The sequence below is a fragment of the Vibrio sp. 10N.247.311.12 genome (assembly GCF_041467515.1).
Classification (GTDB): domain Bacteria; phylum Pseudomonadota; class Gammaproteobacteria; order Enterobacterales; family Vibrionaceae; genus Vibrio; species Vibrio crassostreae_C.
Map to the genome: position 1 here is coordinate 1 of NZ_JBFSUV010000003.1, position 25,500 is coordinate 25,500.

Consider the following 25,500-nt stretch of genomic DNA (forward strand, 5'->3'; position numbering starts at 1 on the left):
TTGTACGGTGGTGTGAGAGGACGGAGGCTGCGAGGCCTCCTCCTACTCGATTTTTGAGATTAAGGATATTTTCAATGGCTACTCCACATATTAATGCTGAAATGGGTGATTTCGCTGACGTAGTTTTAATGCCAGGTGACCCGCTACGTGCTAAATACATCGCTGAAACCTTCTTAGAAGAAGTAGTTCAAGTGTGCGACGTTCGCAACATGTTTGGTTACACCGGTACTTACAAAGGTCGTAAGGTTTCGGTAATGGGACACGGTATGGGCATTCCATCTTGTTCTATTTACGCGACTGAGCTGATCAAAGACTTTGGTGTGAAGAAGATCATTCGTGTAGGTAGTTGTGGTGCAGTGAGCGAAGATATCAAAGTGCGTGATGTGGTGATCGGCATGGGCGCATGTACTGACTCTAAAGTGAACCGTATTCGCTTTAAAGATCATGACTTTGCGGCTATTGCGGATTACAAAATGGTGCGCGCGGCAGAAGATGCAGCCAAAGCTCTCGGTGTCGGCGTAAAAGTCGGTAACCTGTTCTCGGCTGAGCTGTTCTACACGCCAGATCCAGAGATGTTCGAAGTAATGGACAAATACGGCATTGTTGGCGTAGAGATGGAAGCGGCTGGCATCTATGGTGTATGTGCTGAATACGGCGCAAAAGCTCTAACGATCTGTACTGTTTCTGACCACATCAAGACTGGTGAGCAAACGACATCAGATGAACGTCAAACGACTTTCAACGATATGATGGTTATCGCACTAGACTCAGTGTTGCTTGGTGACCAAGAATAATCTTGATTTGTCTTAGCTTGATAAGTTAACAGATAACAAAAAGCCCCGTTGCTGCCTGAGCGTCGGGGCTTTTTATTGGATTGCTGTATTTATTCTGAGTCTAGTATTTATTGTCAGCCTAGTGTGTTTATGAGCTTACATTTTTCAATAGTAAGTTCTCACCAGACTTAGTTGGTCTTCTGCGAATCAGCATGATGAACAACACGCCACTCACAAACCCCATCAACACCATACCGATCATGTAGCGATCACTTTTGCGGTAGTGGTGATCAGAAATCGCCGTCATCTTACCGGTTTCAAAAGTCACTCGAATAAAGCCGATGATCGTTTTCTCTGGAGAATAAATAGGTTCAACTAACTGTTGTCTGCCGATACTTGCTGTTGAAAGTGGTGTATCTAAGCCAAGAACCTCACGTACCGAGAGGGCTTTTTCGCTCGAAGCCAGTCGAATACCCTCTGCATCATAGATGGTGGTATCGAACACCAGTCGGTCTTGAGATAGCTGGTTAGTCAGATCAAGCAATCGCTCTTGGTCTTGTTGCGTGATCATCTTGCTGGCTGAAAGTGATGCCTGAGAGATAAGCAGCTTGGTAAGAGTTTCCAACTGTTTTGCTTGGATCTTCTCGTTACCTTTACTGATCACGACCGTATTTTTAATCGTTACAACGAGCATGGTAGCCAACAAAATGAGGGCTAGCATTCGTAAAGCGTTACGTATTGAGAACAATGATTCATTCATGTTTCACGAAGCCTGAAATAAACAAATGTTATGATTAAGACATATTGAGACTTGCGTTTTCAAATTGCAATAGGTTAACGTTTAGCATAGTTAATTAGGAATCATACACATGGACGCTCAGAAATATCTGCCGATAAAAAGGCATACGACATTATTAACTCGACTCCCCGAGACTCGTTTCGCTTCTCAACTCGCTAAATCCAAGGCCAATTGGATTGTGTTTGGTGAGTACCTATCTCCACAATCTTTCGATGACATCGACTTTTTCACTGGCACTTACAACACCATCCTCGATACGTGGAAGGTTGGGCATTATGAAGTGGCTTTGATGTCAGGCAATCTAACGCCAGCACACGAAGAAATCCTCCAAGCGCTAAAGCTTGATTATGCTTGCCTTAGCGAGGTCCCAGACTTATCTAAGCCAGGTTTGATCGTGATGGATATGGATTCCACAGCGATTCAAATTGAATGCATCGATGAGATTGCCAAGCTAGCTGGAGTGGGAGAGTTAGTCTCTGAAATCACAGAACGAGCAATGCAAGGCGAGCTCGACTTTGAACAGAGCCTACGCCAGCGAGTAGGAGCACTGAAAGGTGCGGATGAATCGATATTAGAGCAAGTGCGTCAGTCATTGCCATTCATGCCAGACTTGGTCGGGCTGGTGAATACTCTAAATAAGCTTGGCTGGAAAACGGCGATTGCATCAGGCGGTTTTACTTACTTCTCTGACTACCTGAAAGATACCCTTGATCTAGACCATGCTCAATCAAACACGCTTGAGATCGTCAACGGTAAGTTGACGGGTGAAGTCTTAGGCGATGTTGTTTCGGCGCAGACCAAAGCGGATATCTTGGTAGAGTTGGCTGAAGAGTACGAATTGGAACTACATAATACCGTTGCCGTTGGTGATGGTGCCAATGACTTGGTGATGATGGGCTCTGCAGGTTTAGGCATTGCCTACCACGCAAAACCAAAAGTAGAGCAGCAAGCTCAAACTGCTGTTCGTTACGCAGGTTTAGGCGGTGTGCTGTGTATCTTGTCGGGTGTATTGGCTAAGCAACAGAAGATCAGCTGGCAAGCGAAACCTTAGGGGCTCTACCTAAGTGCTATTGGCTATGTATCTTATTTAGCAATAGTGGCTCAGACACAAAAAAAGCAGGCTATCAGCCTGCTTTTTCAATTTTCATGCTTAAGTTAATACGCCACTCGAGGCTAGCGTGTTAGCTCCAATCGAATCAGCACTTCATCGGTAATGTCCTCTATCTCGCCATAACCGATAAACGCCGTCACCTCATTCTCTAGCTTCTTAGCTTGATGCATACTGATGCGTGAAAGCTCTTCTAAATCCGACTGGAATAAACTCGTTAGCGGATTAAAGATAGGTGCCGTGGTGACTCGCAATACATACACATCACCTAAGTGCTGCGCTTTCTTGATGAATAAGATGCGTTCCTTTGCTGAGGCGAAGTCTTTGACCAACTTGGTGTGTACCGACTGGATTTTGTCGCCAAACTTCACTGCAGCAATGTACACGTCATGATGCTTAGGCTCCGCACCTTCAATTCTTTTTAGTGGCTCAGCCAACAGTGAGTTGGTGTGACCCTTGAAGATTGGCTCGAGTGAGAACTTTTGGTTGTGACCAAGTTTAGCAAGTAACGTTAGATGCTTATTCAGTGGGAAATTCACACCAATGATCTTACAGCGCAGCGTTGAACTTGGCTTATCAATGAATATTGGGTTACTGACCATCTTGCTCAACAAAATGTTGTGCAGTGATTCGAGTAGCGAATGTGTTGGCAGTATCTCTTGCTTCTTAATCAGCTTACTTTGGTTTTGATCGATAAGCCCATTAAGGAAAGCGATGGTACGCATTGTCTTGGCGTTCTCGGCAATAACCAACTGCACGTTGCGACCATTCGGACTCACTCGAATTACGTGGTAAGGCACTGTGCTCAGTGGCAGGTTCTTGTCATAGAGCTGCAGTTCATTGAAGTTCACTAATACCGGATCATTAATCTTGAGTACCATTGGGTGTTCAAGGCTAATGCTCAGTCCACGCTTCGAAATATCTAAGGTGTGTCCGTTCGCCGCTGTGCCATCTTGTGATGTAAGTTGCAACGGTGACTTAAATTGGTATCTCGGCTCTTTACGACGAGTCTGAGAGTCAAAGTAGATGCTTTGAATATTGCCGACGACAGTACGCGGGTGACGGAAGCGGTTCAATTCACTGCTTGGAATGCGTGGCTTTTCACTCAGAAGATAGTCCGCCGCACTTTCGTGATCGCCAATCTCTTGCAAGATTCCGCAATGCGTCAGTTGAGCTGAGCTTTGAGCCAGCGTATCCGAGTGTTTAGCTAATGCTTGTCGCTCAGTGTCTGAAAGTTCGAAAACCGAGAACTTGAACGCCTTCCAACTTTTACGTTTGCCACCGATGTGCCAGAACAGCTGTCTTTGTTCACGAGAGGCTTCAGGCAGCATCATTGAATAGAACAAGGTCTTGTTTTGGTGTTCATGGGTAAAAGAGTAGATAACGTTACTGGTTCCCTTCACTCCTGGTTTCGCCAACAGGTTCATACGTTGCTCGTTGAACAGGGTACCCAGCGCTTGTTGATTTCGTTCGTCGTGCCAATATTGCCATAATGGATGGTTGTTATCCGTCAGTAGGGCAAGCTTTAGTTCGCTGCCGCTGAAAAACAGGGGTAGGTTACAAGTATGCTTTAGATAGGTATGTTCGATTCCTCGAGTACGAGTTCGAATAATCCTATCTTGATTCTCATGGCTGGTTTTCTTACTGGTGCTATTTAAAGACTCATCGAGTAAGCGAGCCACAATATTGTTGTCGCTTACCTTGATGGTTCTTAGAAATTTGACCGCGTTGTTCTCATAAGATTCGTCGATACCCAAAACACGAAATTCAACCGCTTGGTTAACATCGTTTTCTTGGGACTTTTCGATAAGCTCTGAGAACTTAACGCTGATGATCTCGCCGAGGTTGTATCGAAAGGCGCTCGGTACTTTGAACTTTGCACCCGACGGGGAGATATCAACCGTTACACCATGTAGGCTTTGCCCTTTCGATGTGGTGATCTCGACCTGCGAGCTAATCTTGAGTCTGTTCTCTTGGCGTTTTAAGTCGTAACCTAGGTTAATAGCTTCCGCTTCGTACGGGCTATTGGCGCTAGTAATGTCGTGGTTACCTTGAGAAGATGTTTTAACAACGCTCAGAGGCTGAGTTCGCGGAGTCATTACTAACTCCCATGCGCCTTCTGTGTAACCTTTAAACTTTTTCGTACCACGTTGATATGCGTTTAAAGCGATATCATCGAGCCAGTGCTTACGGCCATCGAGAGTGAACTGACGACACTCATTATCAATACGCCCGCGTAAATCAATGCTCTTTGTACACGGAGCCATGATACGATTCAGTTCCATTTTAACAAGCAGCTTCAGAGACGGCGATTCCCCTTCTGTCATTTGAGAAAGAAGGAATTCGAAATCTTCGGCGTGGTAAGCCGGGATTAAACGTTCTGCTACAGATAGAATTTCAGATTGCTGCATACTTTTCTTGTTAGAATGGACGGTGCGTTTATGTTATCGACTAGTTTAAATCGATCTTTAAGTATAAGTGGTATGACTGCAACTTTTATTTTCATCCGTACGGTCAAATAAGTCACAAATTGACAACATCATTGTGTAATTGAGTAAATTATTGAGGTTTTATGGCGAAGGCAAAGCGAGCTTATGTGTGTAATGACTGTGGTGCCGATTTTCCACGTTGGCAGGGGCAGTGCAATGCATGTGGTGCTTGGAACACGATTACAGAAGTTAGGTTAGCCGCTTCACCTCAGGTCGCACGTAATGAACGATTGAGTGGTTATGCGGGCGGTGCAACTGAATCTTCGGTTCAAACGCTGTCAGAAATCGATCTGCAAGAAGTCCCACGTTTTAGCAGTGGCTTTAAAGAGCTAGACCGCGTACTTGGTGGTGGTGTCGTACCGGGTGCTGCGATCCTGATTGGTGGTAACCCGGGTGCCGGTAAATCAACGCTGCTATTACAAACCATGTGTCAGCTTTCTTCTCAATTACCGACTCTCTATGTAACCGGGGAAGAATCTCTGCAACAAGTCGCGATGCGTGCGTCTCGACTTGGATTGCCAAAAGAGCACCTAAAGATGCTCTCAGAAACGAACGTGGATAAGATTTGTCAGGTTGCAGAAAAAGAACAACCTAAGATCATGGTTATCGACTCGATCCAAGTTATGCACGTTGCGGATGTTCAATCTTCTCCGGGCAGTGTTGCACAGGTTCGTGAATCGGCAACCGCATTAACGCGCTACGCAAAACAGAATAACGTTGCTGTGTTCTTAGTTGGACACGTAACTAAAGACGGCACCTTAGCAGGGCCAAAAGTACTTGAGCACATTATTGACTGTTCTGTTTTATTAGATGGCGGAACCGATAGCCGTTTTAGAACGCTACGCAGCCACAAAAACCGTTTTGGTGCAGTGAATGAACTGGGTGTGTTTGCGATGACAGGCCAAGGGCTAAAAGAAGTCAGCAACCCATCCGCTATCTTCTTGTCTCGTGGTGAAGAAGAAACCTCGGGCAGTTCTGTCATGGTGGTGTGGGAAGGGACGCGTCCACTTCTTGTCGAAATCCAAGCGCTGGTGGATTATTCACAGCTGGCTAACCCACGTCGCGTCGCTGTCGGCCTAGAGCAAAACAGGCTTTCTTTGTTATTAGCGGTGCTGCATAAACACGGCGGCTTACAAATGGCTGACCAAGATGTGTTTGTGAATGTCGTCGGTGGTGTTAAAGTAACCGAAACCAGTGCTGATCTTGCGTTGGTGATGGCTCTACTTTCTAGTTTCAGAGACCGCGCATTACCAAAAGATGTGGTGGTATTTGGAGAAGTAGGCCTAGCGGGTGAGATTCGACCTGTACCGAGCGGACAAGAGCGTTTAAATGAAGCATTTAAACACGGCTTTAAGAAAGCGATTGTACCGGCGGCTAACATGCCTAAAGGTGGCATTCCAGGAATGCAGATCCACGGTGTGAAAAAATTATCGGAAGCAATTAATGCTTTTGATGAGTTGTAATTGAACTCACTTCAGCTACTCTATACAGCAGCAATTCAGCCTAACCTTAACGCCGATTAGGCTTTAGGTTAGCACTATAATTAACAATCATTTAGATTGTTACTACTGAGTGCCTTTTTCTATATGTTAGAAAAAGGCAAAGTTTTTTAGTCCCAAATGCATGCAAAGCTATCAGTCTTCACAGATTGTGATATACTCTGCGCGCATTTTATATCCTATTAACAGAGTAAGACAATGGCAGATTTATCGAAATACAGAAACATTGGTATTTTCGCGCACGTTGATGCGGGTAAAACAACTACCACTGAGCGTATCCTTAAGCTAACTGGTCAAATCCACAAGACTGGTGAAGTACATGATGGCGAATCAACGACTGACTTCATGGAACAGGAAGCTGAGCGCGGTATTACTATCCAATCAGCAGCTGTAAGCTGTTTTTGGAACGATCACCGTCTAAACGTTATCGATACTCCTGGACACGTTGACTTCACAGTTGAAGTATACCGTTCTCTTAAAGTTCTTGATGGCGGTATCGGTGTATTCTGTGGTTCTGGTGGTGTTGAACCTCAATCAGAAACTAACTGGCGCTACGCTAACGAATCAGAAGTATCTCGTCTGATCTTCGTTAACAAACTAGACCGTATGGGTGCAGACTTCTACAACGTTGTTGACCAAGTTAAAAACGTTCTAGGTGCAACTCCTCTAGTAATGGTTCTACCAATCGGCCGTGAAGACGAGTTCGTTGGTGTTGTAGACCTACTAAGCCGTAAAGCATACGTTTGGGATGACACTGGTCTTCCTGAAAACTACGAAATCAAAGATGTTCCAGCGGACATGGTTGATGACGTTGAGCAATACCGTGAAGAGCTAATCGAAACTGCTGTAGAGCAAGACGATGACCTAATGGAAGCTTACATGGAAGGTGAAGAGCCTTCTATTGAAGACGTTAAGCGTTGTATCCGTAAAGGTACTCGTGATATCGCATTCTTCCCAACGTTCTGTGGTTCTGCGTTCAAGAACAAAGGTATGCAACTTATCCTTGATGCTGTAGTAGATTACCTACCAGCACCAACTGAAGTTGACCCTCAGCCTCTAATGGATGAGAACGGTGAAGAAACTGGCGAACACGCTATCGTTTCTACAGATGAGACTTTCAAAGCGCTTGCATTCAAAATCATGGATGACCGCTTCGGTGCTCTAACTTTCGTTCGTATTTACTCTGGTAAACTGAACAAAGGTGACACGATTCTTAACTCATTCACTGGCAAGACTGAACGTGTTGGCCGTATGGTTGAGATGCAAGCTGATGACCGTAACGAACTAACTAGCGCACAAGCTGGTGACATCATTGCGATCGTTGGTATGAAGAACGTGCAAACTGGTCACACTCTATGTGATCCTAAGCACCAAGTAACGCTTGAGCCAATGGTATTCCCAACTCCAGTAATCTCAATCGCTGTATCTCCAAAAGATAAAGGCGGTTCTGAGAAAATGGGTATCGCTATCGGTAAAATGGTTGCAGAAGATCCATCTTTCCAAGTTGAGACTGACGAAGAGACTGGCGAAACTATCCTGAAAGGTATGGGTGAACTTCACCTAGACATCAAGGTAGATATCCTTAAGCGTACATACGGCGTTGACCTAACTGTAGGTGCTCCTCAAGTTGCTTACCGTGAAACTATCACTCAAGCAATTGAAGATAGCTACACGCACAAGAAGCAATCTGGTGGTTCTGGTCAATTCGGTAAGATCGATTACCGTATCAAACCAGGCGAAGCAGGTTCTGGCTTCAAGTTCAACTCTGTAGTTGTGGGCGGTAACGTTCCTAAAGAATTCTGGCCTGCAGTTGAGAAAGGCTTCGCATCTATGATGGAAAACGGCGTACTAGCTGGCTTCCCAACTCTAGACGTTGAAGTTGAACTTTTCGATGGTGGTTTCCACGCAGTCGATTCATCTGCTATCGCATTTGAAATCGCAGCGAAAGGCGCATTCCGTCAATCTATGCCTAAAGCTGGCGCGCAACTTCTTGAGCCAATCATGAACGTTGACGTGTTCACTCCAGACGATCACGTTGGTGATGTTATCGGTGACCTTAACCGTCGTCGTGGCATGATCAAAGATCAACAAGCTGGCGTTACTGGTGTTCGTATTAAAGCTGACGTACCTCTTTCTGAGATGTTCGGCTACATCGGTCACCTACGTACTATCACTTCTGGTCGTGGCCAATTCTCTATGGAATTCGCACAATACGCACCATGTCCAACTAACGTTGCTGACGAAGTGATTGCAAAAGTTAAAGCAGAAAAAGAAGCTGGTAAGTAATTAGCCCTTTTCTCAATTAGCTAAAAAAGCCCCGCAAGTGAAAGCTTGCGGGGCTTTTTATTGCTTGTAACATACTGCGAGAGATGCGAGAGATGCGAGAGATGCGAGAGATGCGAGATGCGAGATGCGAGATGTGATATTGATATGGCCCCTAAAAAGTAGACACAGGGGTTGTCCCGTATTTAATCAACACGGGACAGATAAAGTAGGGAGAGATTAACGCTTTAAGTCGATGTAAATCTGCTCTACCTTGGTACGAGCCCAATCTGTTTTACGCAAAAATTTTAAGCTCGATTTAATGCTTGGGTCTTTTTTAAAGCAGTTGATGTTCACCATGTAACTCAACTCTTCCCAACCGTAATGTTCAACCAATTCAGTCAGTAGCTTCTGTAGCGTGATACCGTGAAGTGGATTATTGTCTTGTGTCATGAGATGTTCTCGCCATTTATTTGAGCTAAGTATACCAGTTTCGCCTTATGAATTATCCGACCATTTGAGTTCGTAGTCGGTGTGGATAATCGAAAGCTCTTCTCTACCTGTATTACCAAATAATTTAACCTGATTCTGCATCCATTCTTCGAAACGTTTTATCTTTTCTCGATGAAAGTAACCTGGAGGCGCACACAAAAAATAATTGTACTTAGGCTTCAGCGCGATGTTTCCGATTCGCACCAATTTCTTTTCTTGTAAATAGCGGTATACCAAGCTGTGCTTAACAAGCGCGACACCTTGAACGGATAGCGCACCTTCTAACACAAAATGAGAGCCATCAAATTGCAGTGATGTTCGGCCAGCTTTTACCCCTGCGACTTGTAACCAGAGATTCCAATCCATATCAGGCCAACGGTCTTCAATAAGTTCCGCTTTATGCAGATCGTCGATGTCATAGATACCATGTTTCTCTTGATAAATAGGGTGGCAAACCGGGTAAATGACCTCGTCCATCAACCAACGTGATTCGATGTTTGGGTAGTCTCCATGACCGTATCGAACGCAGATATCGACATTAGAATCTTCAAATGTGACTAGCTTATTGGTCGGCTCAATTAGCATGGATAGATCAGGGTGGCGATCGCGAAAGTCGCCAATTCTTGGTACGAGCCAATGCTGAGCAAAGGAAGGCACGGTAGAGATCGACAGTTGAGTGGGGTTAGGATCTTGGTTGATTCGTCTCACCCCATCTTGAATATGAGCAAAGCCTTTCTTCGCTTGCAGGTAAAGCACTTCACCTTCATGGGTTAATACTATTTTTCGGTGCTGGCGAATAAACAGATCTGCGCCTAACCACTCTTCAAGTTGGCGAATTTGTTGGCTGACTGCTGCAGCCGTGACAAATAGCTTTTGTGCGGCGAGTTTAAAACTGCCTGTTTCTGCCGCCGTGTAAAAATAGTAGATCCCTTGGAATGGTGGAGTGCGTTCTCTCACATTAGTTTTCCTTAACTGAATGCCAGTATCTATCGTTTGTCGATGTTGCTCTACTGGTCGATTATTGACCATAACAAAGCAAAAGATCAACAGGGGAAAGGTTATGAAGACGATCACAGCAATAGTAAATACCAACCATTCATTTTTGTCATCATTATCAATTAAGAAATTCTATTCTAAATTAAGCCTGTACTTTCAAAATCGTAGAACCAGAAAGCAGCTGTCTGAGCTACCCGATTATTTACTGAGAGATGTCGGGATTACTTCGGAACAAGTCGAGAAAGAACTGAAGAAGTCATTTTGGGAGTGATTCGAGGCAACGTAGCTTTTAACTCGACGTTGCTTTAACTCAACATAGTTTTGTCGGTGTCGGGAGGTTTACGTTACCGTTCTATGTTGAGTTAGGTTTATGGTTTATATAAAGAAGTGGGAGATGAGATTTAACTTTCCAATAGCTCGTTTACTTCTTCGTGCAACCAATTGGTGAACGCGGTAATACGCTCTTCTCCGGGGAGTTAGGATCAAAGCATAGGTTGACTTGAACCCCAGGTGTCATGCCTATATCAAAGGGCTTCACTAGTAAGCCGCGTTCGATGAAGTCACCAGCTAAGCTGTCTGTTGCCAAGCAAACCCCATGTCCCGCCATGACCGTGGTTAGCCCCATATCAAAGGTACCGACTTCCATCCACTGAATGGTGCTGCTTTGAGTCGATATGTTTGCTTGCCTAAACCATTCATCCCACGGGAAACAACCGCTATCAAACTGAATCAGCCAACATTTGAGGAGTTGTTCAGGTGATGTGAAGTTCAAAGAGTTTGCGAGTTTAGGGGAACAAAAAGGGTAAACCGGTTCGTTTGATTAGCATCTCAAGAATCAAGCCTTCTTCAACGCATAGATCTTCACCTTATCGAATAGCCACATCAATTTCGCCATGTTTTAAATTTGGTGTATCACACCCTGTTAGTATCTTAATTGGGATCTCTGGGTGCTTTACCGAGAACTTCCACAGCCTAGGCAGTAACCAACGAGAAGCAAAAGAGGGGGGACTTCTAACAACAAGTAGCCCTTGAATAGGTTCTGATTGGATCTTGTTTAACCCCAGCAGAATATCTTGAAATCCATCAGAGACATGTCTAAAAAGTGTGTGCCCTTCATGCGTCAAAGTCATTGCACGCCCCTTACGAATAAAGAGCTTACATCCAACCTGTTCTTCTAACTGTCGAATCTTCTGGCTGACGGCTGCTTGAGTGACGAACAGCTCTTCAGCAGCTTTGCTGTAATTGTTCAAGCGAGCCGCAACTTCAAAGTAACGGAGACCTGAAAGGTGACGCAGTCTATTGTCCATAATCTCAGCTTATAGTTCTTGTTAATAATGGTTGTTCGATTATCGAACAGGTTGTTTTCATAATAGCGATAAATACAAAGGGAATACAAGAGAGAGAACATGAAAGCAATAACCTGTTGGGTCGGAATATTTGTTACTCAGGTACTTAAAATCAATGATAATACTAAGGTGAGGAAGGGGGCTAAATCTAGACAAGTTGTTTGCTTGGAATCGTTAAGTCATCGAATGAGAAAGGATGTCGGCTTAGATTACGAGAGTAGTGATGCTGCGGATTATACTAAGTACTTATAATGTGAGCTTACAAAAAAGGAGCCATAATGGCTCCCTCTCGATTTTGATTATTCTTCCCAAACCACCAATTTATCTTTCGGCCAGTTATGACCAACTTCATGGTATTTCTGCTCAAGGATATGTCGCTTGATTTTGAGAGTCGGGGTCAACACACCATTCTCAATGCTCCATGGTTCCTTAATCATCAATACACCTTTGATCTTCTCATGTGAACCGAGCTGCTCGTTCATTTTCTCGATAACGCGCTTTGTCGTTTTCTCATAGCGAGCTCTATCGAAATTAGGGAAGTCATGCGGTACCACAAGTAGGATTGGTCCTGGTAGGCCTAGACCTATCAAACACATCATTTCTACGCGGCTGTACTCAAACAGTTTGTTTTCGATTGGTACAGGGGCAACAAACTTACCTTTAGCGGTTTTAAAGGTATCTTTCTTACGCCCACGAATCGTTAGGTAACCTTCACTATCGATATCACCGATATCACCGGTATGAAGCCAACCATCCGAGTTAAAAGATTCTTGGGTTGCAATATCATTCTTGTAGTAACCAGAGAATAAGCCTTTGCCTCGAACTAGAATCTCTTCATCTTCAGCTATTTTGAGTTCGATCCCTGGACCTGCATTACCAACCGTACCAATTTTATCGGCTCTGAATGGGTAATTGAGCGTGCTGTAGGCGAAAGACTCTGTCATGCCCCATGCCTCGGTAATGTGCAGGCCAACGCTCTCATACCATGCGAGTAGAGCAGGTGATACAGGGGCAGAACCACATCCAAGAACGCGAGCTTGGTCTAACCCTAAGCCATCAGCAAGTTTCTTCTTAATGATGTTGTTGATAAACGGAATCTTCAGTAAGAAGTTCAGTTTCTTCTGTGGCAATTTGTCTTGGATTCGCTGCTGGAATAGAGTCCATAAGCGAGGAACTGAAATAAACAGCGTAGGGCGATGCATTTTCACATCATCAATAAAGGTGTCTAAAGATTCAGGGAAAGCCGTAACCACGCCCCCCATTACTGAAGAACCAAAGATGTAAACGCGTTCTGTAATATGAGCAAGCGGTAGGTAAGAAAACAGGCGATCGCCAGGTTGGATCCCAATATGGTCAATCAACCTTTGAACAGACCAAGTAAACGCGCCGTAGGTGAGCATTGCGCCTTTTGGTAACCCTGATGTACCCGATGTATAAACAAGTGACATCAGCTTATCGTCGTGATGCTGAGGGCGTTTGGTTGATGGTTCATGTGTCTCAATGAGCTTCTCGAAAGTGTGTTGGCACTTCGCTGCGCTGTCGTATGGCAGTGAAATACTCACCAAGCTCGGATTGTCATCAAGTACTTTTTGAGTGGCTTTAGGATCGTCAAGCTTACCCGCAATCACAATTTTACTTTCACTATGCTCAATACAGTACTGAATGGTATCTGCCCCCGCTGTTGGAAAGATTGGGACGCTGACAAAATCTCCTAACATCATTGCAAGATCGCAGATGAACCACTCTGCACAGTTTTTTGATACGAGAGCGACTCGATCGCCTGGTTGGGCTCCGAGTCCTTCTAATGCTGACGCCAATTTCAGTGCTTTGTCGGCTACTTCTTTATAAGTAAATTCGACAAATTGGCGGTTAATAATCTGTTTCAAATAGACTTCATCTGGGCGTTCTTCTGCCCATTTTAAAATCATGTCATTGGGTGTAGGGAGAGCTGTTGCTTGTTCTTGGCTAAACTCGTTAGGCTGAATCATTGTCTAACTCCATGTTTTTCGCTAAGTTATTTTTGTTAAAATCATGTTAAATGTACCATGATTTTTTCTTTTAGGGAGTAAAATTAGCGTTTTCTGTTATCTGTGCAGGCACGTCTGTAGCTTGCAGGGGTTACGCCCGTCCTTTTCTTAAAAATTCTTGAAAAATACGACACATCCTTGTAGCCACATTGATAAGAAATTACAGCTATTTTTGATTCGGTATCCGCTACGTGTAAGTCCACGGTTTATTATAAGACATTATCGAAACAACCCTGACACTGTATTCAATTACCAGAGCTGTTATTAATTCAAATTTTAGGTTAGAAATTTAATGATCGCCATCGCCATATAAGAATATATGCATCAGTTGAGCAAGGCTTGGTATTGCTTGTTTAGTTTGTACACTTTTGCTACGTAAGTTCTTGTTTCTGCAATACGTAATTGTGTTGTTAGCATGGTATATAACTCATCAACTGATAACTTATTGATATTTTTGGAGAATGAACTGATGTCTTTATCACCGAAGGAGTATTTCATTAGATTAGACAAGCCACAGTTATAGGAAGCAATTGCTAGTAGTCTTCTCGCGCTAGAAGAGCGAATGTTGTTGAGATACTTCGTCTCCAAGAGATGCAAATAAGCGGTCCCTACATCAATATTGAATTCAGGGATAAAGAGATCTTGTGCTCTGATAGGTCTATTGCCATAGAGTTCACGTGAAACTTCAGCTGCCCCACCATTAACAAGAATTTGCATTAATCCAATAGCAGAGGCGTGGGAAACAGCATTTGGATCAAAGAAACTTTCAGCGTGTATCATAGCAACGATTAATGATGCTGGAATTTTCCACTTTGTTGCAGAACGCTCAATGTGAGTTTGATATATTGTATATTTATTGCTGACGCTGTCAGTGATTTTATGGGATAGAAGTACGGGTGGATCGGTTTTGGAAGCTCTTAGTTCGTGTATTCTCTTGCTTTTCGGAACCACAATTCGCTGCAATCTTTGATTTTCTTGCAGTTCTTCATAAGAGTTTATCGAGTCTCTCATATGAGTCACTTTCGCTGAGATCTCACTATTAAAACTAATTAATATCAATGAAACTGAAAGGCAGAGATACTTCATATTTTAATAGAGTTGTTGTTCATGTTTCATAGGTGATAGGTACTTCTTAGTCTGTTATGAATCCACTGATGATATTTTCCAAATTCACTGTGCAATGGCCAGATCATAGACGCATATATTTGCTTACCAAACAATTGAGTATCACTGGGTATTTTTATTAATTTGTTCATTACTATTTTGGTTTCAATGATATGCTGAGGAAGAAGGGCTATCCCTTTCCCTGCGCTACAGAGTTCAAGGATAGTACTAATATCATCCAATACCCAAATGTTATGGCTTGAAATGATGGAATAATCAATAATATCTTTATATCCATCAAGCAATAACAATCGATTGTTTTGTGAATTGAATTTTGAGTTTTGAACGACTTCTTTACTCGCCACCCAAATGCAATTAACTAAAAATAATTCTTCTATATTAAAGTTATAGATGGTTTTGTGATAGGGATTTCCTATCGCGATATCAATTTTTTTACGATTGATATAATCACCTAAAATATAGCTTGGTTTTGTTACAACGTTTATCTCAACTTCTGGAAACTCCTCGGAAAATTCAACAAGAGCATTTCTTACATTTGAATTTAGCATTAGTAGGTCAATACCTACTTTTATTTTTGTTAAATTTGAATTTGATAGATTTTTAGCAATGTTACTTAACTCTTTGTGTTTGCTTATTATTGGTGTGGTTAGCGCATATATTTTTTTTCCTTTATCGGTTAATGATACCGTGTGACCACCTCTATCAAAAAGAAAATATCCTAAATCTTGTTCTAGATTTTTTATCGCTCCACTTATCGTTGATTGCGATTTACCTAGTTTCCTCGCAGCACAACTGAACGAACCTTCAGAGGCAACAGTATGAAATGAGATTAAATTGTCTAAAGTGAGCCTCATATATCCCTCCTGCAGACTTTGCACCGTAAGTATTAGGCTAATACTAATAATTTGAATTGGCATTATTTGAAATTAAAGCGTGACGAAGATCACACTTTTACTTTAGGTGCAATAAACTTAATTTTCAAGGATAAATATTAATTTAGAAGCTAAATCCCTTTAAATTAATTAGATAGGTAATATGAAAAAATAACCACTTTTAAATCGCGTGTATTTTGGGTTTGGATATCGGGGAAACCGATAGTAACCGAATGTGAGAAAGTGATCTGATTACTAAGATCTAATTGCTTTGCACTAGAAGCATGAAAAAAGGATGGCATCATGATTACTAAACTTTACGTGTATACGACAAATTTTATTGCTGATCTAAGAAAAGACGAGAGAGGTGTGACAGCTATTGAATATGGTTTGATTGCTATTGCAATGGCTGTTTTGTTAGTGACAGCTTTTTTCAGCGATAAAGGTTTCGTTGATGAACTGGCTCTTGGGTTTAAAAACTTGGGTACAGAATTAGGGCAGGAAGCGAAGCTTCTTAAAGAATAATTAACCTAATATTAGTCCTTAAGAAAAATTATTTATGGGACAGATTAAATACACAGAGCACATGCTTTTGTGCTCTTTATTATTATTGCTTTCATATGTTGTATTTTCAGATTTAAAGTTTCGTCGGATTAGTAATAAAGCAGTTGGGTGTGCTTTGTTTCTATCTATGTTAATTGGTCATAATCATTTCTCTATTGAGTATATTTATTCATTAGCGTTTTTATATTTTGTGCTTTTGATTATATATGGTTTAAAAGTGATCGGTGGCGGAGACATTAAATTAATGGCTGCATTGAGTTTAGCAACCCCCTCAAGCTTTTGGCCTTATACATATGTAGTAATAACTGTTATCGGAGGCTTGTTAGCTCTGGTTTATTTGATTCTCCAATTCATAGATAATCGGTTTCAATTAGGACTAATTAAACTTTTCGGAATTCCGTATGGTATAGCAATATCTTTCGGGTTTGTCTTTTCGATAATGCAGTACATCTATGTGGGAGAAGTGTAATGCGTTCCAGATTAGCCATTATCATTGCTTTGATTGCAATAGGTTTAGGGGTATACGGTTTACTTTTAAATCCGAACGACAATCAAACTAAAAATGCCGTTACCTCACCTAAAAAAGAAGACGTTTACGTCCAAATTTGGCGTGCGAAGACAGATCTAGATAGAGGCAAGCCTGTGTCTTCTGAGCAGGTCGTTAGAGAACAAGTCTTGTTAGATTTGGCTCTAGAAAAAGGCGTACGCTCAGACGTTGAACTCGATTTTTCCCCCTCTACGTTACTGAACCGAAATATAACTGCGGGCCGTTTAGTGATGCCTGAATTTCAAGTAGCAAAAGGAAATGCAGGCTATATAGATTTGTTGATTTCTGATGGAAAAGAGCCGTTTCCTCTCCAGGTGAGCCGTGAAAATTTGGTCGCCGGTTATATCAGACCTGGTGTCTTTGTAGACATACTAGCAATAAGCTCTCCTCAAGATAATCTCTCTGTAGAAGAAGCAACAATTGAGTATACAGGGGTACATGCAAAACATTTACTAAGAAATGCCAAAGTGCTGGGTGTAGAGCAAAACGAAGAAAGTGACTCTTTGATAAGAGCCGATACTCAGGCAAGCCAAGAAGACGCCATTATCATAATATTAGAGATAGATCCTACTGATATAGCAAGACTTTCTATCGCCGAGAAGACGATGCACCTTGAAGTATATCGTTCTTATGAATATGAAAAGCCGGTTCAGGCTGATGTACGAAATGTTATTGAAAACTACAGTGGAGTTGCAGAGCTAAGAGGGGCAAGTCGTTTATCCAATCAGGGAGATGAACTCTAATGAAAATACAAAAACTCTTAGAGTTATTACCTAAATACTGGTTGATAGTGTTATGCATATCGCTTTCATTCAAAGCGAACGCAGATACCTACATAACTCAAAATGACGGTCATCACATTCGAGTTGGTGAGCCGATATCCACAGTTTTCATTAGTGCTCCTGATATTGCTGATTATAACGTCGTGGATGAGAACACAATCGTTGTATTCGCTAAGGAAATAGGCCAATCAAAGATAATTATTTATGGAGAAGGTAAGAAGATTTTGCTTTCCGAGCGTATCGTTGTCGATATTGACTTGAGTCACGTACGAAGACAGTTGCGCGCTTTCTATCCAAATCTTGATATAAAAATAGAGTCTATTGGTGAGCAGGTCGTTGTCAGTGGTGTCGTAAATAGTGAGGAAGAGCGTGACAATATATACCGTCTAATCGCTACATTGCTGTCTAGGGATAAAGTAGCTCGATATGAAGATACTCAGCAATTCACGTATGAGAGTGAAACTATCTCTGTACCAGAATCTGAATCGCTCATATTTGCAAGAAACATGACGTGGGATGGAATCATTGAACAACTGAAAGTAGCTTCTGTACAGCAAGTTAACGTTAAAATTTCGGTGGCTCAAGTAACTGAAACCTTTGGGCAAACTATTGGTGTTGATTGGTCAAGTGTTGGGGCTAACGTTGGGGAATTTTTATTCCAACAATTTGATGCCGCAGACTTGACGACAGTTATTACTGCTTTGGGGAATGAAAATATAGCTCAAATCCTTGCTGAACCAAATTTGACGGTTGTTTCTGGAGAGTCGGCAAGTTTCCTAGTTGGTGGTGAGATACCCGTTATTGTCGCTACTGGTGACGCTATTAACATTACTTTCCGTGAATATGGTGTTCGCCTCGGGCTTACAGCAAAGGTACATAGTGACGAAAGAATTCGCATGCAACTTATGCCGGAAGTGAGTGAAGTTGAACGTTATATTCAAGCAGCAGGCATTGAAGTTCCGCAATTGGCTACCCGACGCGCAATGACAACTGTTGAGTTAGGAGATGGTGATAGCTTTGTCTTGGGTGGTTTAATGAGTAGTTCTGACTTAGAAGAGCTACAGAAAACACCGTTGCTCGGAGACATTCCATTACTTGGTGCTGCATTCAGAAAATCAAACACGGATCGTCGTCGTACCGAGTTGATCATTGTTGCAACCGTTAATCTGGTTAAACCATTAAAAAGTAAAGATGTTCAAATTCCACAAATACAGCGCACATCGACCTTTTACCGTTGGTTAAATATTGGAGATCCGACTCCGGCCATCAAAGGGAATGAGCCGGCAATTGAGTTGCTTTCTGAAGGAGGGTTTATCCGATGAGACATTGTTTATTTGCTGTTTTATTTATATTGCTGCTCTCTGGTTGTACTGAACGTTACTTCAATGGAAAAGGCGTGGAATATTTGGTTTACCCAGAAACGCACACTTATACATTTACTGTGATGTCATTGAGAGAGACGCAGGCGCAGCTTGTAGGTTTGTTGCAGAAAGTGCAGGAGGTTGATCCTGGAGCTTCATATCTATTTGAGTATCGTACCAATCAAGGTAAACAAGTTGTGACCAAAGCTGTCGCCTATTTTCCTAGTCTCCCTTTGGCAGCTGAATCATTTGTGATTCAACAAAACGGAAAACAGAGTAAAGATCTTAAAGTTACGATCACTTATCACGCTCTAGTGACCCAAAAGTGTGATATTCCCCAAATAGAAGGCTCGGAATTTAGCCGTAATTGTTTCTCTGAGGCAGCGAGAGTTCGTCAGGTCGCTCACAAGGAAAGATTGGTAGAGGGAATCTAGTTATGTTTGATCTCGTCAAAAATATAAAAGACACAACACCTCAAGTTGTTGAGCTAACGAATGGCCCTGCTAGTTGTGCTCTGATTTATCAATCAAAAGAATGCTCAGATTTAGTCAAAGAGATGTTTCAATTTGAGGGATGGAATGAGCCGCATTGCATTAAGAGGGAAGCTTTGTCTCCCAAGTTCTATTCTGAACAAACGGATAATATCGTCATACTCGATCTAACAGAATCCCAAGATATCTTGGTTGATGCTCAGGAAATAGCAAGTAAATTACCAACACGAAAAGGCGTTATTGTTATTGGCGGGCAAGACTCTATCTCGACTCTTAGAGATCTAAAAGAGATGGGATTTTATTACTTACTCTGGCCGATAAATAAGCTCGAGTTCTCTGATTTTGTTATGAATGTACATAAAAATTTAGAGACATATACCGGAGTTAGTAAAAAACGAAAAGCTAAGAGGGTAGCTGTTGTTGGTAGTAAGGGAGGGATTGGTACTTCCTTTATCACTGCTGAACTAGGCTCTAAATTATCATCGCAAAATATTGATACGATTTTGGTCGATCACCAGTACAGTGATTCGAATATTGATGTGTTAATGGGGTTAGAAGATTTTCGCTCAAAAGCAATTGATGAATTTGCTGTTCCTATTCATGAGTTAGACACCGAAGGTGCGTTGTCATATTTGACTAAAGTTCGTAAATCATTTCGCTTACTTGCTCTTCAAGGAGAGAGTAATCAAGATAAAATATTTAATTACAACCAGATATTATGTGAACTGATGAGCCGAAATACCAACTTCATTATCGAAGACTTTTCGGGCAGCATAGATTTCAGAGTTGACCCTCAGCTACTCGTGGAAACTTATGATGTTATTGTCGTGGTTTTTGAGCCTTCAGTTTCTTCTATTCGCAACGCAAAATCTCTCCTAGAAACGTTAGAGCAAAAACAGATTTCAATCGGTAAGCGAATCCGAGTCGTTACTTTTGCTAATCATCATCGTCCTGAAAGTACATTCGTTATAGAGCAGTCAGACCTAGATAAATATCTTGGTGCGAAAGTTGATCTAAATATGGTGTATTGCAAGAAGCTTTCTCATTTGCTGATTGAAGGTAAGCGTGCTCATAAGCATGAACGAAGCGTCAATAATGCGATTGAAGAACTGACGAGCCTAATTAATGGACAAAGCTCTGGCAAGCCACATGGCTGGCTATCTCGATTGGTGGGTAGATGAGTTCTAATAAAGAGATTTATTCGTCATTTCGGATGCAGATCTTTGAGGCTTTAGATGTAGAGGCTATTCAGGGTATGTCTCGAAGCGAGCTTGAAGTTCAAGTCAAAAGTGCAGTAGATGTACTTGCTCAAAGTTATGAACGTCCCGTAACCACGATGATGCGTTCTAGTATTGTCAAAAGTATGTTGGATGAGTTATTTGGCTTAGGACCAATTCAACCATTAGTCGATGATAATGCTATCACTGATATTATGGTTAATGGACCAAATAATGTTTTCTTTGAAAAGCATGGCAAGATTGAGCGTTCGGATATTACTTTTGTTGATGAGGCCCAACTATTAAATATAGCTAAACAGATCGCTTCGCGCGTTGGTCGACGTGTCGATGAACTTTCTCCAACTGTTGATGCTCGCCTAGCTGACGGGAGTCGGGTTAATATCGTCATCCCTCCAATTGCTCTTGATGGAACGACGATATCGATTCGGAAGTTCAGAGAGCAAAATATTGATTTAGAATCGTTGGTGGAATTTGATTCTATGTCATTTGATATGGCTAGAGTTCTTTCTATCGCATCACGGTGTCGACTTAATATACTTATTTCTGGAGGGACGGGCTCTGGTAAGACAACATTACTTAACGCTCTTTCACAATACATTAGCGATGACGAGCGTATTGTCACTATCGAAGATGCGGCTGAACTTCGCTTAGAACAGCCGAATCTAGTTCGCTTGGAAACGAGAGTCGAGAGTATAGAAAGTACAGGTTTGGTTACGCAGCGAGATTTGGTTATTAATGCTCTGCGGATGCGACCCGATAGAATAATTCTTGGGGAGTGTCGTGGCTCAGAGGCATTTGAGATGTTACAGGCAATGAACACCGGTCACGAAGGCTCTATGTCAACCTTACACTCCAATTCTCCTAGAGATGCTATTGGCCGTGTTGAGTCTATGGTCATGATGGCGAACCTAAACCAGCCGCTAGATGCGATTAGACGAGCAATAGTTAGTGCGATCGAAGTTGTTGTCCAGGTGAACCGACTTAGAGACGGAACGAGAAAGGTCACTAGCATATCAGAAATTGTCGGCCTAGAGGGTGACAGCGTTGTGATGGAAGAAATTTTTGCTTTTCAGTATGACGAGGTCAATTACGGCGAGGTAGTTCGAGGTAAGTTCACAACAGAGGGGATAATGCAGCGGTCGCAACTGGTTAAAAAAGCGCATTTCTATGGGTTATATGATGAGTTGATGCAGTCATTTAGAGGTGAGGGTTCATGAATATATTGTGGCTGTCTCTCATACTATTTGGTTTTGCGTGCTTTTTACTTATCCCGAGTAAGAAAGGAAAAGTTAAAAACTATTTTCCGGCAGCTCAAACTGATGATGAGGGTATTGACGCGATTAATTTCCAATCTCTTATTGGCAAAAAACGCTGGTCTGAGTTTAAGCATGATCTCTCTCCCACCATAGAGGTACTTGGTCCAAGAGGTAACTTTATTGCGATTGTATATGTCATTCTCTCGGTTTGGGTTTCCTACCTTATTATCTTTAATTTCTTAACCTTAAACTCTTATCTCTACTTTGCCTTGCTGGCCTGCTTCTTAATTTTTACCGGTTATCAATACTTAAAAAATAAAAGACGTCGAAATTTTGAGCAAACGTTTCCTGATGCACTAAATATTCTTATGAGTGCGGTAACTGCTGGCGAAAGCTTGATGCAGGCATTTTGTTTTGTTGGTGACAATATGTCAGGAGAGATCGGTCGGCAGTTTAAAGATATGGGGGAGCGTTTGAAGTTGGGTGAGAATGCAGAGCATGTTCTTAAGCGATCGTGTCGCGCATTTCCTTATCCTGAGTATATCTTTTTTACTATTACTATCCGAGCTAACTTAAGTCGCGGTGGTCAGCTCAAAGGTGTATTGGCTAGGTTGATTCGAGTCCTTGTTGATGCGCGAACCATGGAGATGAAAAAAATGGCAATGACCTCGGAAGCTCGAATTTCAGCTAAAGTGGTTGCCGCAATTCCAATTATTTTTGTATTAATAATAAGTCAAATTCATCCAGCAAATATCGATTTTATTTTAAATGATCCTGAGGGTAGGTGGATTCTTTATTATGTGGTTGGTAGTGAGGTCTTGGGATTATTCATTGTTTGGTTGCTAGTTAAGAGGGTCAAGTTATGATTACCTACGGAATTGTGGCTTTGGTCATCATACTTTCAGTACTTTTCATTGATTTGTATTTTGTTAGCCGAAAGAAAAAGCGAATGGATAAGTTTTTTGGATTAAACAAAAGAAAAAGTAATACACATAAAATGGGGAGTTTCCTTGTTAAGTTTGGTAAGGAGAATCGTAAAGAGTTGGAGCAGAGACTCAAAGATGCGGGATTTCACACCAAAGGTCTCGCTATACTTTACTTCCCATTTAAAATTTTCTTGATCGCAGTTTATACAATCTATTTACTTTGGTTAGATATATCTTTAATGAACTTAGCGTTATATGGATGTTTAGGAATACTAACGATTGTAATTTTACCTGATATGATACTTGATTTAAGAAAAAAGATAGTGGTGAAAAGAATATCAAAAAACCTACCATATTTATTGGATATGATGGCTGTTTGTGTCCAAACCGGAATGACAATAGAAGCTTCATTTTCTTATTTAGCTAAGGAACTTCAAGGTTTTGATAAAAACTTATGTTATCAAGTTAAAATTACTGCCGACTCCGGGAAGATTAAAGGTATTGATAGGGCTCTTAATGATTTATCTAATCGACTTCCCGCTCCAGAAGTCTCTAGTTTTGTTTTAACCATTATCCAAAATATACAGTATGGTTCTTCCGTTGCGAATATATTAGCAGATCTTGCGGAAGATATGCGAAAGATGCAATTGCTTAATATAGAGGAGAAGATGGGGAAGTTATCTGCGAAAATGAGTATTCCATTAATTTTACTAATCATGTTCCCTATCGTGATACTTATTTTGGCTCCGGGCGTGTCACAGATGAATTTTAATTTAGGTGCACAGTTATGATTATTTTAAAAGCTATGGTGTTACTATTTTTCTTTATTCTATCCGGTTGTGTGTCAAATTCACCACAACCAGGTAGTGAAGGCTATGCAGATATAGAGAGTTTGAAGAAAATAGGAAACTACGAAGGTTTAGTTGATGCTTATAAGTACGAACTTTCTCAAACCCCAAATGACTTTAAAATTATGCAATCCTTAGCGCTAGCCTACTTTGAACTTGGGGATGTTGAATCCTCTCGGTTTTATTCAGATTACTTGATTAGTCAGGGTGTAGTAAATCAAGATTTACTGCAATTAAGAGGGGAGATTTACCACCACGATGGTTTAGATAATTTGGCGGTAGACAGTTTTAGAAAATCTGTTGAGATAGGCAATGAAAGCTCTGATGTTCAAATGATGATGGGGATTTCCTATTGTATGCTGGGAAGATACCCTCACGCTGAAAATGCATTTAATAGAGCTCGAATGAAAGGCTATGATGATATTGCGGTTAAAAATAATTTAGCCATGGTTAAGTTTGCCGAAAATAAATATTCAGAGGTTGTAAGAATTCTCTCTCCTGTTTACAACAGAAACCCAGCAAATAAAAAAGTCAGAGCTAACCTAGCTATTGCATTTATTAAATTAGGTGATATGCGAAGTGCTGAAAAGTTACTCGGTGAAGAGTATTCACAAAGAGAGCTACGACAAATAGCTAGAGTGATCTCCCCGCTCAACTTAGAGTAGGTGGTTAATATGAAATGGTTGAAGTGTAAATATAAAGAAAGAGGAGTAACCACGGTAGAGTTTTCTCTTGGTGCGATTGTTTTAATTGTTGCAACTGTGATGATATTTGAAATGGGGTATCGTATTTATGCAATTAATTTACTCGAATATTCTTTGAGGGAATCAGTAAGAGCTGCAGCAGTACATCAAGGATCTTCTTCATATAATAGCTATGATACTGTTTTGAAGTCGGTAAAAAACTCCCCAGATGCCTTATGGTCATTTCTCTCCCCTAAAGACGAATTTGAGGTGTCTGGACTTTATTATAAAAGTTATGCGGATTTCATTTCAAATGTCAGTGCATCAGACGCGGAGCTCGTCCTTAATGATGAAGGGTATAATATTGCTGAGATCAAGTTAGTTTATAACCATAAACCAATTTGGCCATTTTTTTTACAACAAGAAGAGCCGATAGAAAGAACGATTGTGCTAACCCTAGAGCACGAGGGGTGGGAGTGATGAATATGACCAAACATACGTCTTTTCATAAATGTAAAGGGTCGTTCAGTATAGAGTTATTTTTGGTACTGATTGTACTTATTGCACTTTTCTACTTCATGACTGATGTAAGCCATAAGCTTATAGTTCGTGCTCAACTTGATCGAGCTTCCTTCTCTATCGTAAATGTTTTAAAAGAGCGAACACGCTTTTATGATGAGCGTTTTAATTTATCTCAACAGGACTTAACTGAGATGCAGAGTATCTCGGGGAGACTGTTAAATACAAATAGTAACAATGTTGCAATTCAAATTGAATCATTACAAGACAAAACAATACGGAGTGTATTTGCCTCGCCAAGATATGGCACTTTAGGCTGTTCATCACTTGGTATTGAGCAAAAAACACAATTGGTTCCTGAAGAGGATGGGATCATTTTTCCGCTTTACCAAGTATCACTTTGTGTTGAAAGCGATTCGTGGTTTTCGCGTGTTTGGGGAGATCCTTCATCTTCAACAATGATCATATCATCCAGTTCAGTGATGGTAGGGAGGTAG

24 protein-coding genes and 2 pseudogenes are annotated in these 25,500 nt (G+C 41.5%); 17 read left to right on the plus strand and 9 right to left on the minus strand.

Annotated features, from left to right (window positions below; translation table 11 throughout):
• Positions 1-74: 74 nt before the first annotated feature.
• Complete coding sequence (gene deoD, locus AB6E30_RS02340) at positions 75-794, plus strand: purine-nucleoside phosphorylase (protein WP_017063285.1); 720 nt, start codon at positions 75-77, stop codon at positions 792-794.
• A gap of 127 nt (positions 795-921) precedes the next feature.
• Here the strand turns inward: deoD and AB6E30_RS02345 are convergent, their stop codons facing one another.
• The gene (locus tag AB6E30_RS02345; protein WP_372102526.1) at positions 922-1,533 is read right to left on the minus strand and encodes a YtjB family periplasmic protein; all 612 of its coding nucleotides are present in this window, start codon (positions 1,531-1,533) and stop codon (positions 922-924) included.
• A 109-nt stretch (positions 1,534-1,642) separates the two neighbouring features.
• On the opposite strand from AB6E30_RS02345, the gene serB reads away from it, so the two are divergent.
• Complete coding sequence (gene serB, locus AB6E30_RS02350; protein ID WP_017058828.1) at positions 1,643-2,623, plus strand: phosphoserine phosphatase; 981 nt, start codon at positions 1,643-1,645, stop codon at positions 2,621-2,623.
• A 122-nt stretch (positions 2,624-2,745) separates the two neighbouring features.
• On the opposite strand, the gene AB6E30_RS02355 is transcribed toward serB, so the two are convergent.
• On the minus strand, positions 2,746-5,091 hold the full coding sequence (locus AB6E30_RS02355) for a PilZ domain-containing protein (RefSeq protein WP_017058827.1): 2,346 nt from the start codon (positions 5,089-5,091) through the stop codon (positions 2,746-2,748).
• A 161-nt stretch (positions 5,092-5,252) separates the two neighbouring features.
• Here AB6E30_RS02355 and radA point away from each other — a divergent pair, with 161 nt between their 5' ends.
• Entirely contained in the window at positions 5,253-6,632 is a 1,380-nt protein-coding gene (gene radA / locus AB6E30_RS02360) for a DNA repair protein RadA (RefSeq protein ID WP_017063288.1), read from the plus strand.
• A gap of 234 nt (positions 6,633-6,866) precedes the next feature.
• Positions 6,867-8,954: an elongation factor G gene (gene fusA / locus AB6E30_RS02365; RefSeq protein WP_017058825.1), complete on the plus strand. Its 2,088-nt coding sequence runs from the start codon at positions 6,867-6,869 to the stop codon at positions 8,952-8,954.
• 216 nt (positions 8,955-9,170) lie between these two features.
• Here fusA and AB6E30_RS02370 read toward each other — a convergent pair whose 3' ends face one another.
• Together AB6E30_RS02370 and AB6E30_RS02375 are read right to left on the minus strand one after the other, a co-directional pair.
• Positions 9,171-9,383 (minus strand): VF530 family DNA-binding protein, encoded by a 213-nt coding sequence (locus tag AB6E30_RS02370; protein ID WP_012604684.1) that lies wholly within the window; start codon positions 9,381-9,383, stop codon positions 9,171-9,173.
• Positions 9,384-9,428: 45 nt separating this feature from the next.
• Positions 9,429-10,379, minus strand: coding sequence for a LysR substrate-binding domain-containing protein (locus AB6E30_RS02375; protein ID WP_372102527.1), 951 nt, complete (start codon positions 10,377-10,379; stop codon positions 9,429-9,431).
• A 103-nt stretch (positions 10,380-10,482) separates the two neighbouring features.
• On the opposite strand from AB6E30_RS02375, the gene AB6E30_RS02380 reads away from it, so the two are divergent.
• Positions 10,483-10,689, plus strand: a complete 207-nt coding sequence (locus AB6E30_RS02380; protein ID WP_372102529.1) for a DUF1127 domain-containing protein — start codon at positions 10,483-10,485, stop codon at positions 10,687-10,689.
• A 130-nt stretch (positions 10,690-10,819) separates the two neighbouring features.
• On the opposite strand, the pseudogene AB6E30_RS02385 reads toward AB6E30_RS02380, so the two are convergent.
• The 5 genes and pseudogenes from AB6E30_RS02385 to AB6E30_RS02405 form a co-directional block, all read right to left on the minus strand.
• Positions 10,820-11,725: pseudogene (locus AB6E30_RS02385) on the minus strand (LysR substrate-binding domain-containing protein).
• A gap of 338 nt (positions 11,726-12,063) precedes the next feature.
• A complete protein-coding gene (locus tag AB6E30_RS02390; RefSeq protein ID WP_017067893.1) occupies positions 12,064-13,752 on the minus strand; it encodes an AMP-binding protein in 1,689 nt (562 codons plus the stop codon).
• Between the two features lie 83 nt (positions 13,753-13,835).
• Positions 13,836-13,979 (minus strand): annotated as a pseudogene (locus AB6E30_RS02395) (helix-turn-helix domain-containing protein); the annotation flags it as partial.
• Positions 13,980-14,115: 136 nt separating this feature from the next.
• Positions 14,116-14,802 carry a transglycosylase SLT domain-containing protein gene (locus AB6E30_RS02400; RefSeq protein ID WP_372102531.1) on the minus strand — a complete coding sequence of 229 codons (687 nt, stop codon included), beginning with the start codon at positions 14,800-14,802 and terminating at the stop codon, positions 14,116-14,118.
• Positions 14,803-14,903: 101 nt separating this feature from the next.
• A complete protein-coding gene (locus tag AB6E30_RS02405; protein ID WP_372102533.1) occupies positions 14,904-15,770 on the minus strand; it encodes a LysR family transcriptional regulator in 867 nt (288 codons plus the stop codon).
• A 321-nt stretch (positions 15,771-16,091) separates the two neighbouring features.
• On the opposite strand from AB6E30_RS02405, the gene AB6E30_RS02410 reads away from it, so the two are divergent.
• Genes AB6E30_RS02410 through tadF form a run of 12 tightly spaced genes read left to right on the plus strand, consistent with a single transcriptional unit; the run spans position 16,092 to position 25,500 of the window.
• On the plus strand, positions 16,092-16,313 hold the full coding sequence (locus tag AB6E30_RS02410) for a Flp family type IVb pilin (protein WP_065584035.1): 222 nt from the start codon (positions 16,092-16,094) through the stop codon (positions 16,311-16,313).
• 34 nt (positions 16,314-16,347) lie between these two features.
• Positions 16,348-16,821: a prepilin peptidase gene (locus AB6E30_RS02415; protein WP_065584034.1), complete on the plus strand. Its 474-nt coding sequence runs from the start codon at positions 16,348-16,350 to the stop codon at positions 16,819-16,821.
• Positions 16,821-17,642: a Flp pilus assembly protein CpaB gene (gene cpaB / locus AB6E30_RS02420; protein WP_065584033.1), complete on the plus strand. Its 822-nt coding sequence runs from the start codon at positions 16,821-16,823 to the stop codon at positions 17,640-17,642. Before AB6E30_RS02415 ends, cpaB begins: the two co-directional genes overlap by 1 nt.
• Positions 17,642-19,003, plus strand: coding sequence for a type II and III secretion system protein family protein (locus AB6E30_RS02425; RefSeq protein ID WP_065584032.1), 1,362 nt, complete (start codon positions 17,642-17,644; stop codon positions 19,001-19,003). Before cpaB ends, AB6E30_RS02425 begins: the two co-directional genes overlap by 1 nt.
• Positions 19,000-19,476, plus strand: a complete 477-nt coding sequence (locus AB6E30_RS02430; protein WP_065584031.1) for a hypothetical protein — start codon at positions 19,000-19,002, stop codon at positions 19,474-19,476. The genes AB6E30_RS02425 and AB6E30_RS02430 overlap by 4 nt, the downstream gene beginning before the upstream one ends.
• Positions 19,477-19,478: 2 nt before the next feature.
• Positions 19,479-20,714, plus strand: coding sequence for a CpaE family protein (locus AB6E30_RS02435; protein WP_372102534.1), 1,236 nt, complete (start codon positions 19,479-19,481; stop codon positions 20,712-20,714).
• On the plus strand, positions 20,711-21,988 hold the full coding sequence (locus AB6E30_RS02440; protein ID WP_065584029.1) for a CpaF family protein: 1,278 nt from the start codon (positions 20,711-20,713) through the stop codon (positions 21,986-21,988). The genes AB6E30_RS02435 and AB6E30_RS02440 overlap by 4 nt, the downstream gene beginning before the upstream one ends.
• Positions 21,989-21,990: 2 nt before the next feature.
• On the plus strand, positions 21,991-22,893 hold the full coding sequence (locus tag AB6E30_RS02445; protein ID WP_083190212.1) for a type II secretion system F family protein: 903 nt from the start codon (positions 21,991-21,993) through the stop codon (positions 22,891-22,893).
• The gene (locus tag AB6E30_RS02450; RefSeq protein ID WP_372102536.1) at positions 22,890-23,744 is read left to right on the plus strand and encodes a type II secretion system F family protein; all 855 of its coding nucleotides are present in this window, start codon (positions 22,890-22,892) and stop codon (positions 23,742-23,744) included. Before AB6E30_RS02445 ends, AB6E30_RS02450 begins: the two co-directional genes overlap by 4 nt.
• The gene (locus tag AB6E30_RS02455; protein WP_372102538.1) at positions 23,741-24,466 is read left to right on the plus strand and encodes a tetratricopeptide repeat protein; all 726 of its coding nucleotides are present in this window, start codon (positions 23,741-23,743) and stop codon (positions 24,464-24,466) included. The genes AB6E30_RS02450 and AB6E30_RS02455 overlap by 4 nt, the downstream gene beginning before the upstream one ends.
• Before the next feature lie 9 nt (positions 24,467-24,475).
• Positions 24,476-24,964 carry a TadE/TadG family type IV pilus assembly protein gene (locus AB6E30_RS02460; protein WP_372102539.1) on the plus strand — a complete coding sequence of 163 codons (489 nt, stop codon included), beginning with the start codon at positions 24,476-24,478 and terminating at the stop codon, positions 24,962-24,964.
• Positions 24,965-24,969: 5 nt separating this feature from the next.
• Positions 24,970-25,500: a tight adherence pilus pseudopilin TadF gene (tadF, locus tag AB6E30_RS02465; protein WP_065584053.1), complete on the plus strand. Its 531-nt coding sequence runs from the start codon at positions 24,970-24,972 to the stop codon at positions 25,498-25,500.

What these genes read in the sequence shown, in the direction of transcription:
- radA (WP_017063288.1), top strand. Translation starts at nt 5,253, where the DNA reads ATGGCGAAGGCAAAGCGAGCTTATGTGTGTAATGACTGTGGTGCCGAT.
- deoD (WP_017063285.1), top strand. Translation starts at nt 75, where the DNA reads ATGGCTACTCCACATATTAATGCTGAAATGGGTGATTTCGCTGACGTA.
- AB6E30_RS02345 (WP_372102526.1), bottom strand. Translation starts at nt 1,533, where the DNA reads ATGAATGAATCATTGTTCTCAATACGTAACGCTTTACGAATGCTAGCC.
- AB6E30_RS02440 (WP_065584029.1), top strand. Translation starts at nt 20,711, where the DNA reads ATGAGTTCTAATAAAGAGATTTATTCGTCATTTCGGATGCAGATCTTT.
- AB6E30_RS02400 (WP_372102531.1), bottom strand. Translation starts at nt 14,802, where the DNA reads ATGAGAGACTCGATAAACTCTTATGAAGAACTGCAAGAAAATCAAAGA.
- AB6E30_RS02460 (WP_372102539.1), top strand. Translation starts at nt 24,476, where the DNA reads ATGAAATGGTTGAAGTGTAAATATAAAGAAAGAGGAGTAACCACGGTA.
- cpaB (WP_065584033.1), top strand. Translation starts at nt 16,821, where the DNA reads ATGCGTTCCAGATTAGCCATTATCATTGCTTTGATTGCAATAGGTTTA.
- AB6E30_RS02410 (WP_065584035.1), top strand. Translation starts at nt 16,092, where the DNA reads ATGATTACTAAACTTTACGTGTATACGACAAATTTTATTGCTGATCTA.
- AB6E30_RS02355 (WP_017058827.1), bottom strand. Translation starts at nt 5,091, where the DNA reads ATGCAGCAATCTGAAATTCTATCTGTAGCAGAACGTTTAATCCCGGCT.
- tadF (WP_065584053.1), top strand. Translation starts at nt 24,970, where the DNA reads ATGACCAAACATACGTCTTTTCATAAATGTAAAGGGTCGTTCAGTATA.
- AB6E30_RS02390 (WP_017067893.1), bottom strand. Translation starts at nt 13,752, where the DNA reads ATGATTCAGCCTAACGAGTTTAGCCAAGAACAAGCAACAGCTCTCCCT.
- AB6E30_RS02425 (WP_065584032.1), top strand. Translation starts at nt 17,642, where the DNA reads ATGAAAATACAAAAACTCTTAGAGTTATTACCTAAATACTGGTTGATA.
- fusA (WP_017058825.1), top strand. Translation starts at nt 6,867, where the DNA reads ATGGCAGATTTATCGAAATACAGAAACATTGGTATTTTCGCGCACGTT.
- AB6E30_RS02435 (WP_372102534.1), top strand. Translation starts at nt 19,479, where the DNA reads ATGTTTGATCTCGTCAAAAATATAAAAGACACAACACCTCAAGTTGTT.
- AB6E30_RS02380 (WP_372102529.1), top strand. Translation starts at nt 10,483, where the DNA reads ATGAAGACGATCACAGCAATAGTAAATACCAACCATTCATTTTTGTCA.
- AB6E30_RS02450 (WP_372102536.1), top strand. Translation starts at nt 22,890, where the DNA reads ATGATTACCTACGGAATTGTGGCTTTGGTCATCATACTTTCAGTACTT.
- AB6E30_RS02430 (WP_065584031.1), top strand. Translation starts at nt 19,000, where the DNA reads ATGAGACATTGTTTATTTGCTGTTTTATTTATATTGCTGCTCTCTGGT.
- AB6E30_RS02370 (WP_012604684.1), bottom strand. Translation starts at nt 9,383, where the DNA reads ATGACACAAGACAATAATCCACTTCACGGTATCACGCTACAGAAGCTA.
- serB (WP_017058828.1), top strand. Translation starts at nt 1,643, where the DNA reads ATGGACGCTCAGAAATATCTGCCGATAAAAAGGCATACGACATTATTA.
- AB6E30_RS02415 (WP_065584034.1), top strand. Translation starts at nt 16,348, where the DNA reads ATGGGACAGATTAAATACACAGAGCACATGCTTTTGTGCTCTTTATTA.
- AB6E30_RS02455 (WP_372102538.1), top strand. Translation starts at nt 23,741, where the DNA reads ATGATTATTTTAAAAGCTATGGTGTTACTATTTTTCTTTATTCTATCC.
- AB6E30_RS02405 (WP_372102533.1), bottom strand. Translation starts at nt 15,770, where the DNA reads ATGAGGCTCACTTTAGACAATTTAATCTCATTTCATACTGTTGCCTCT.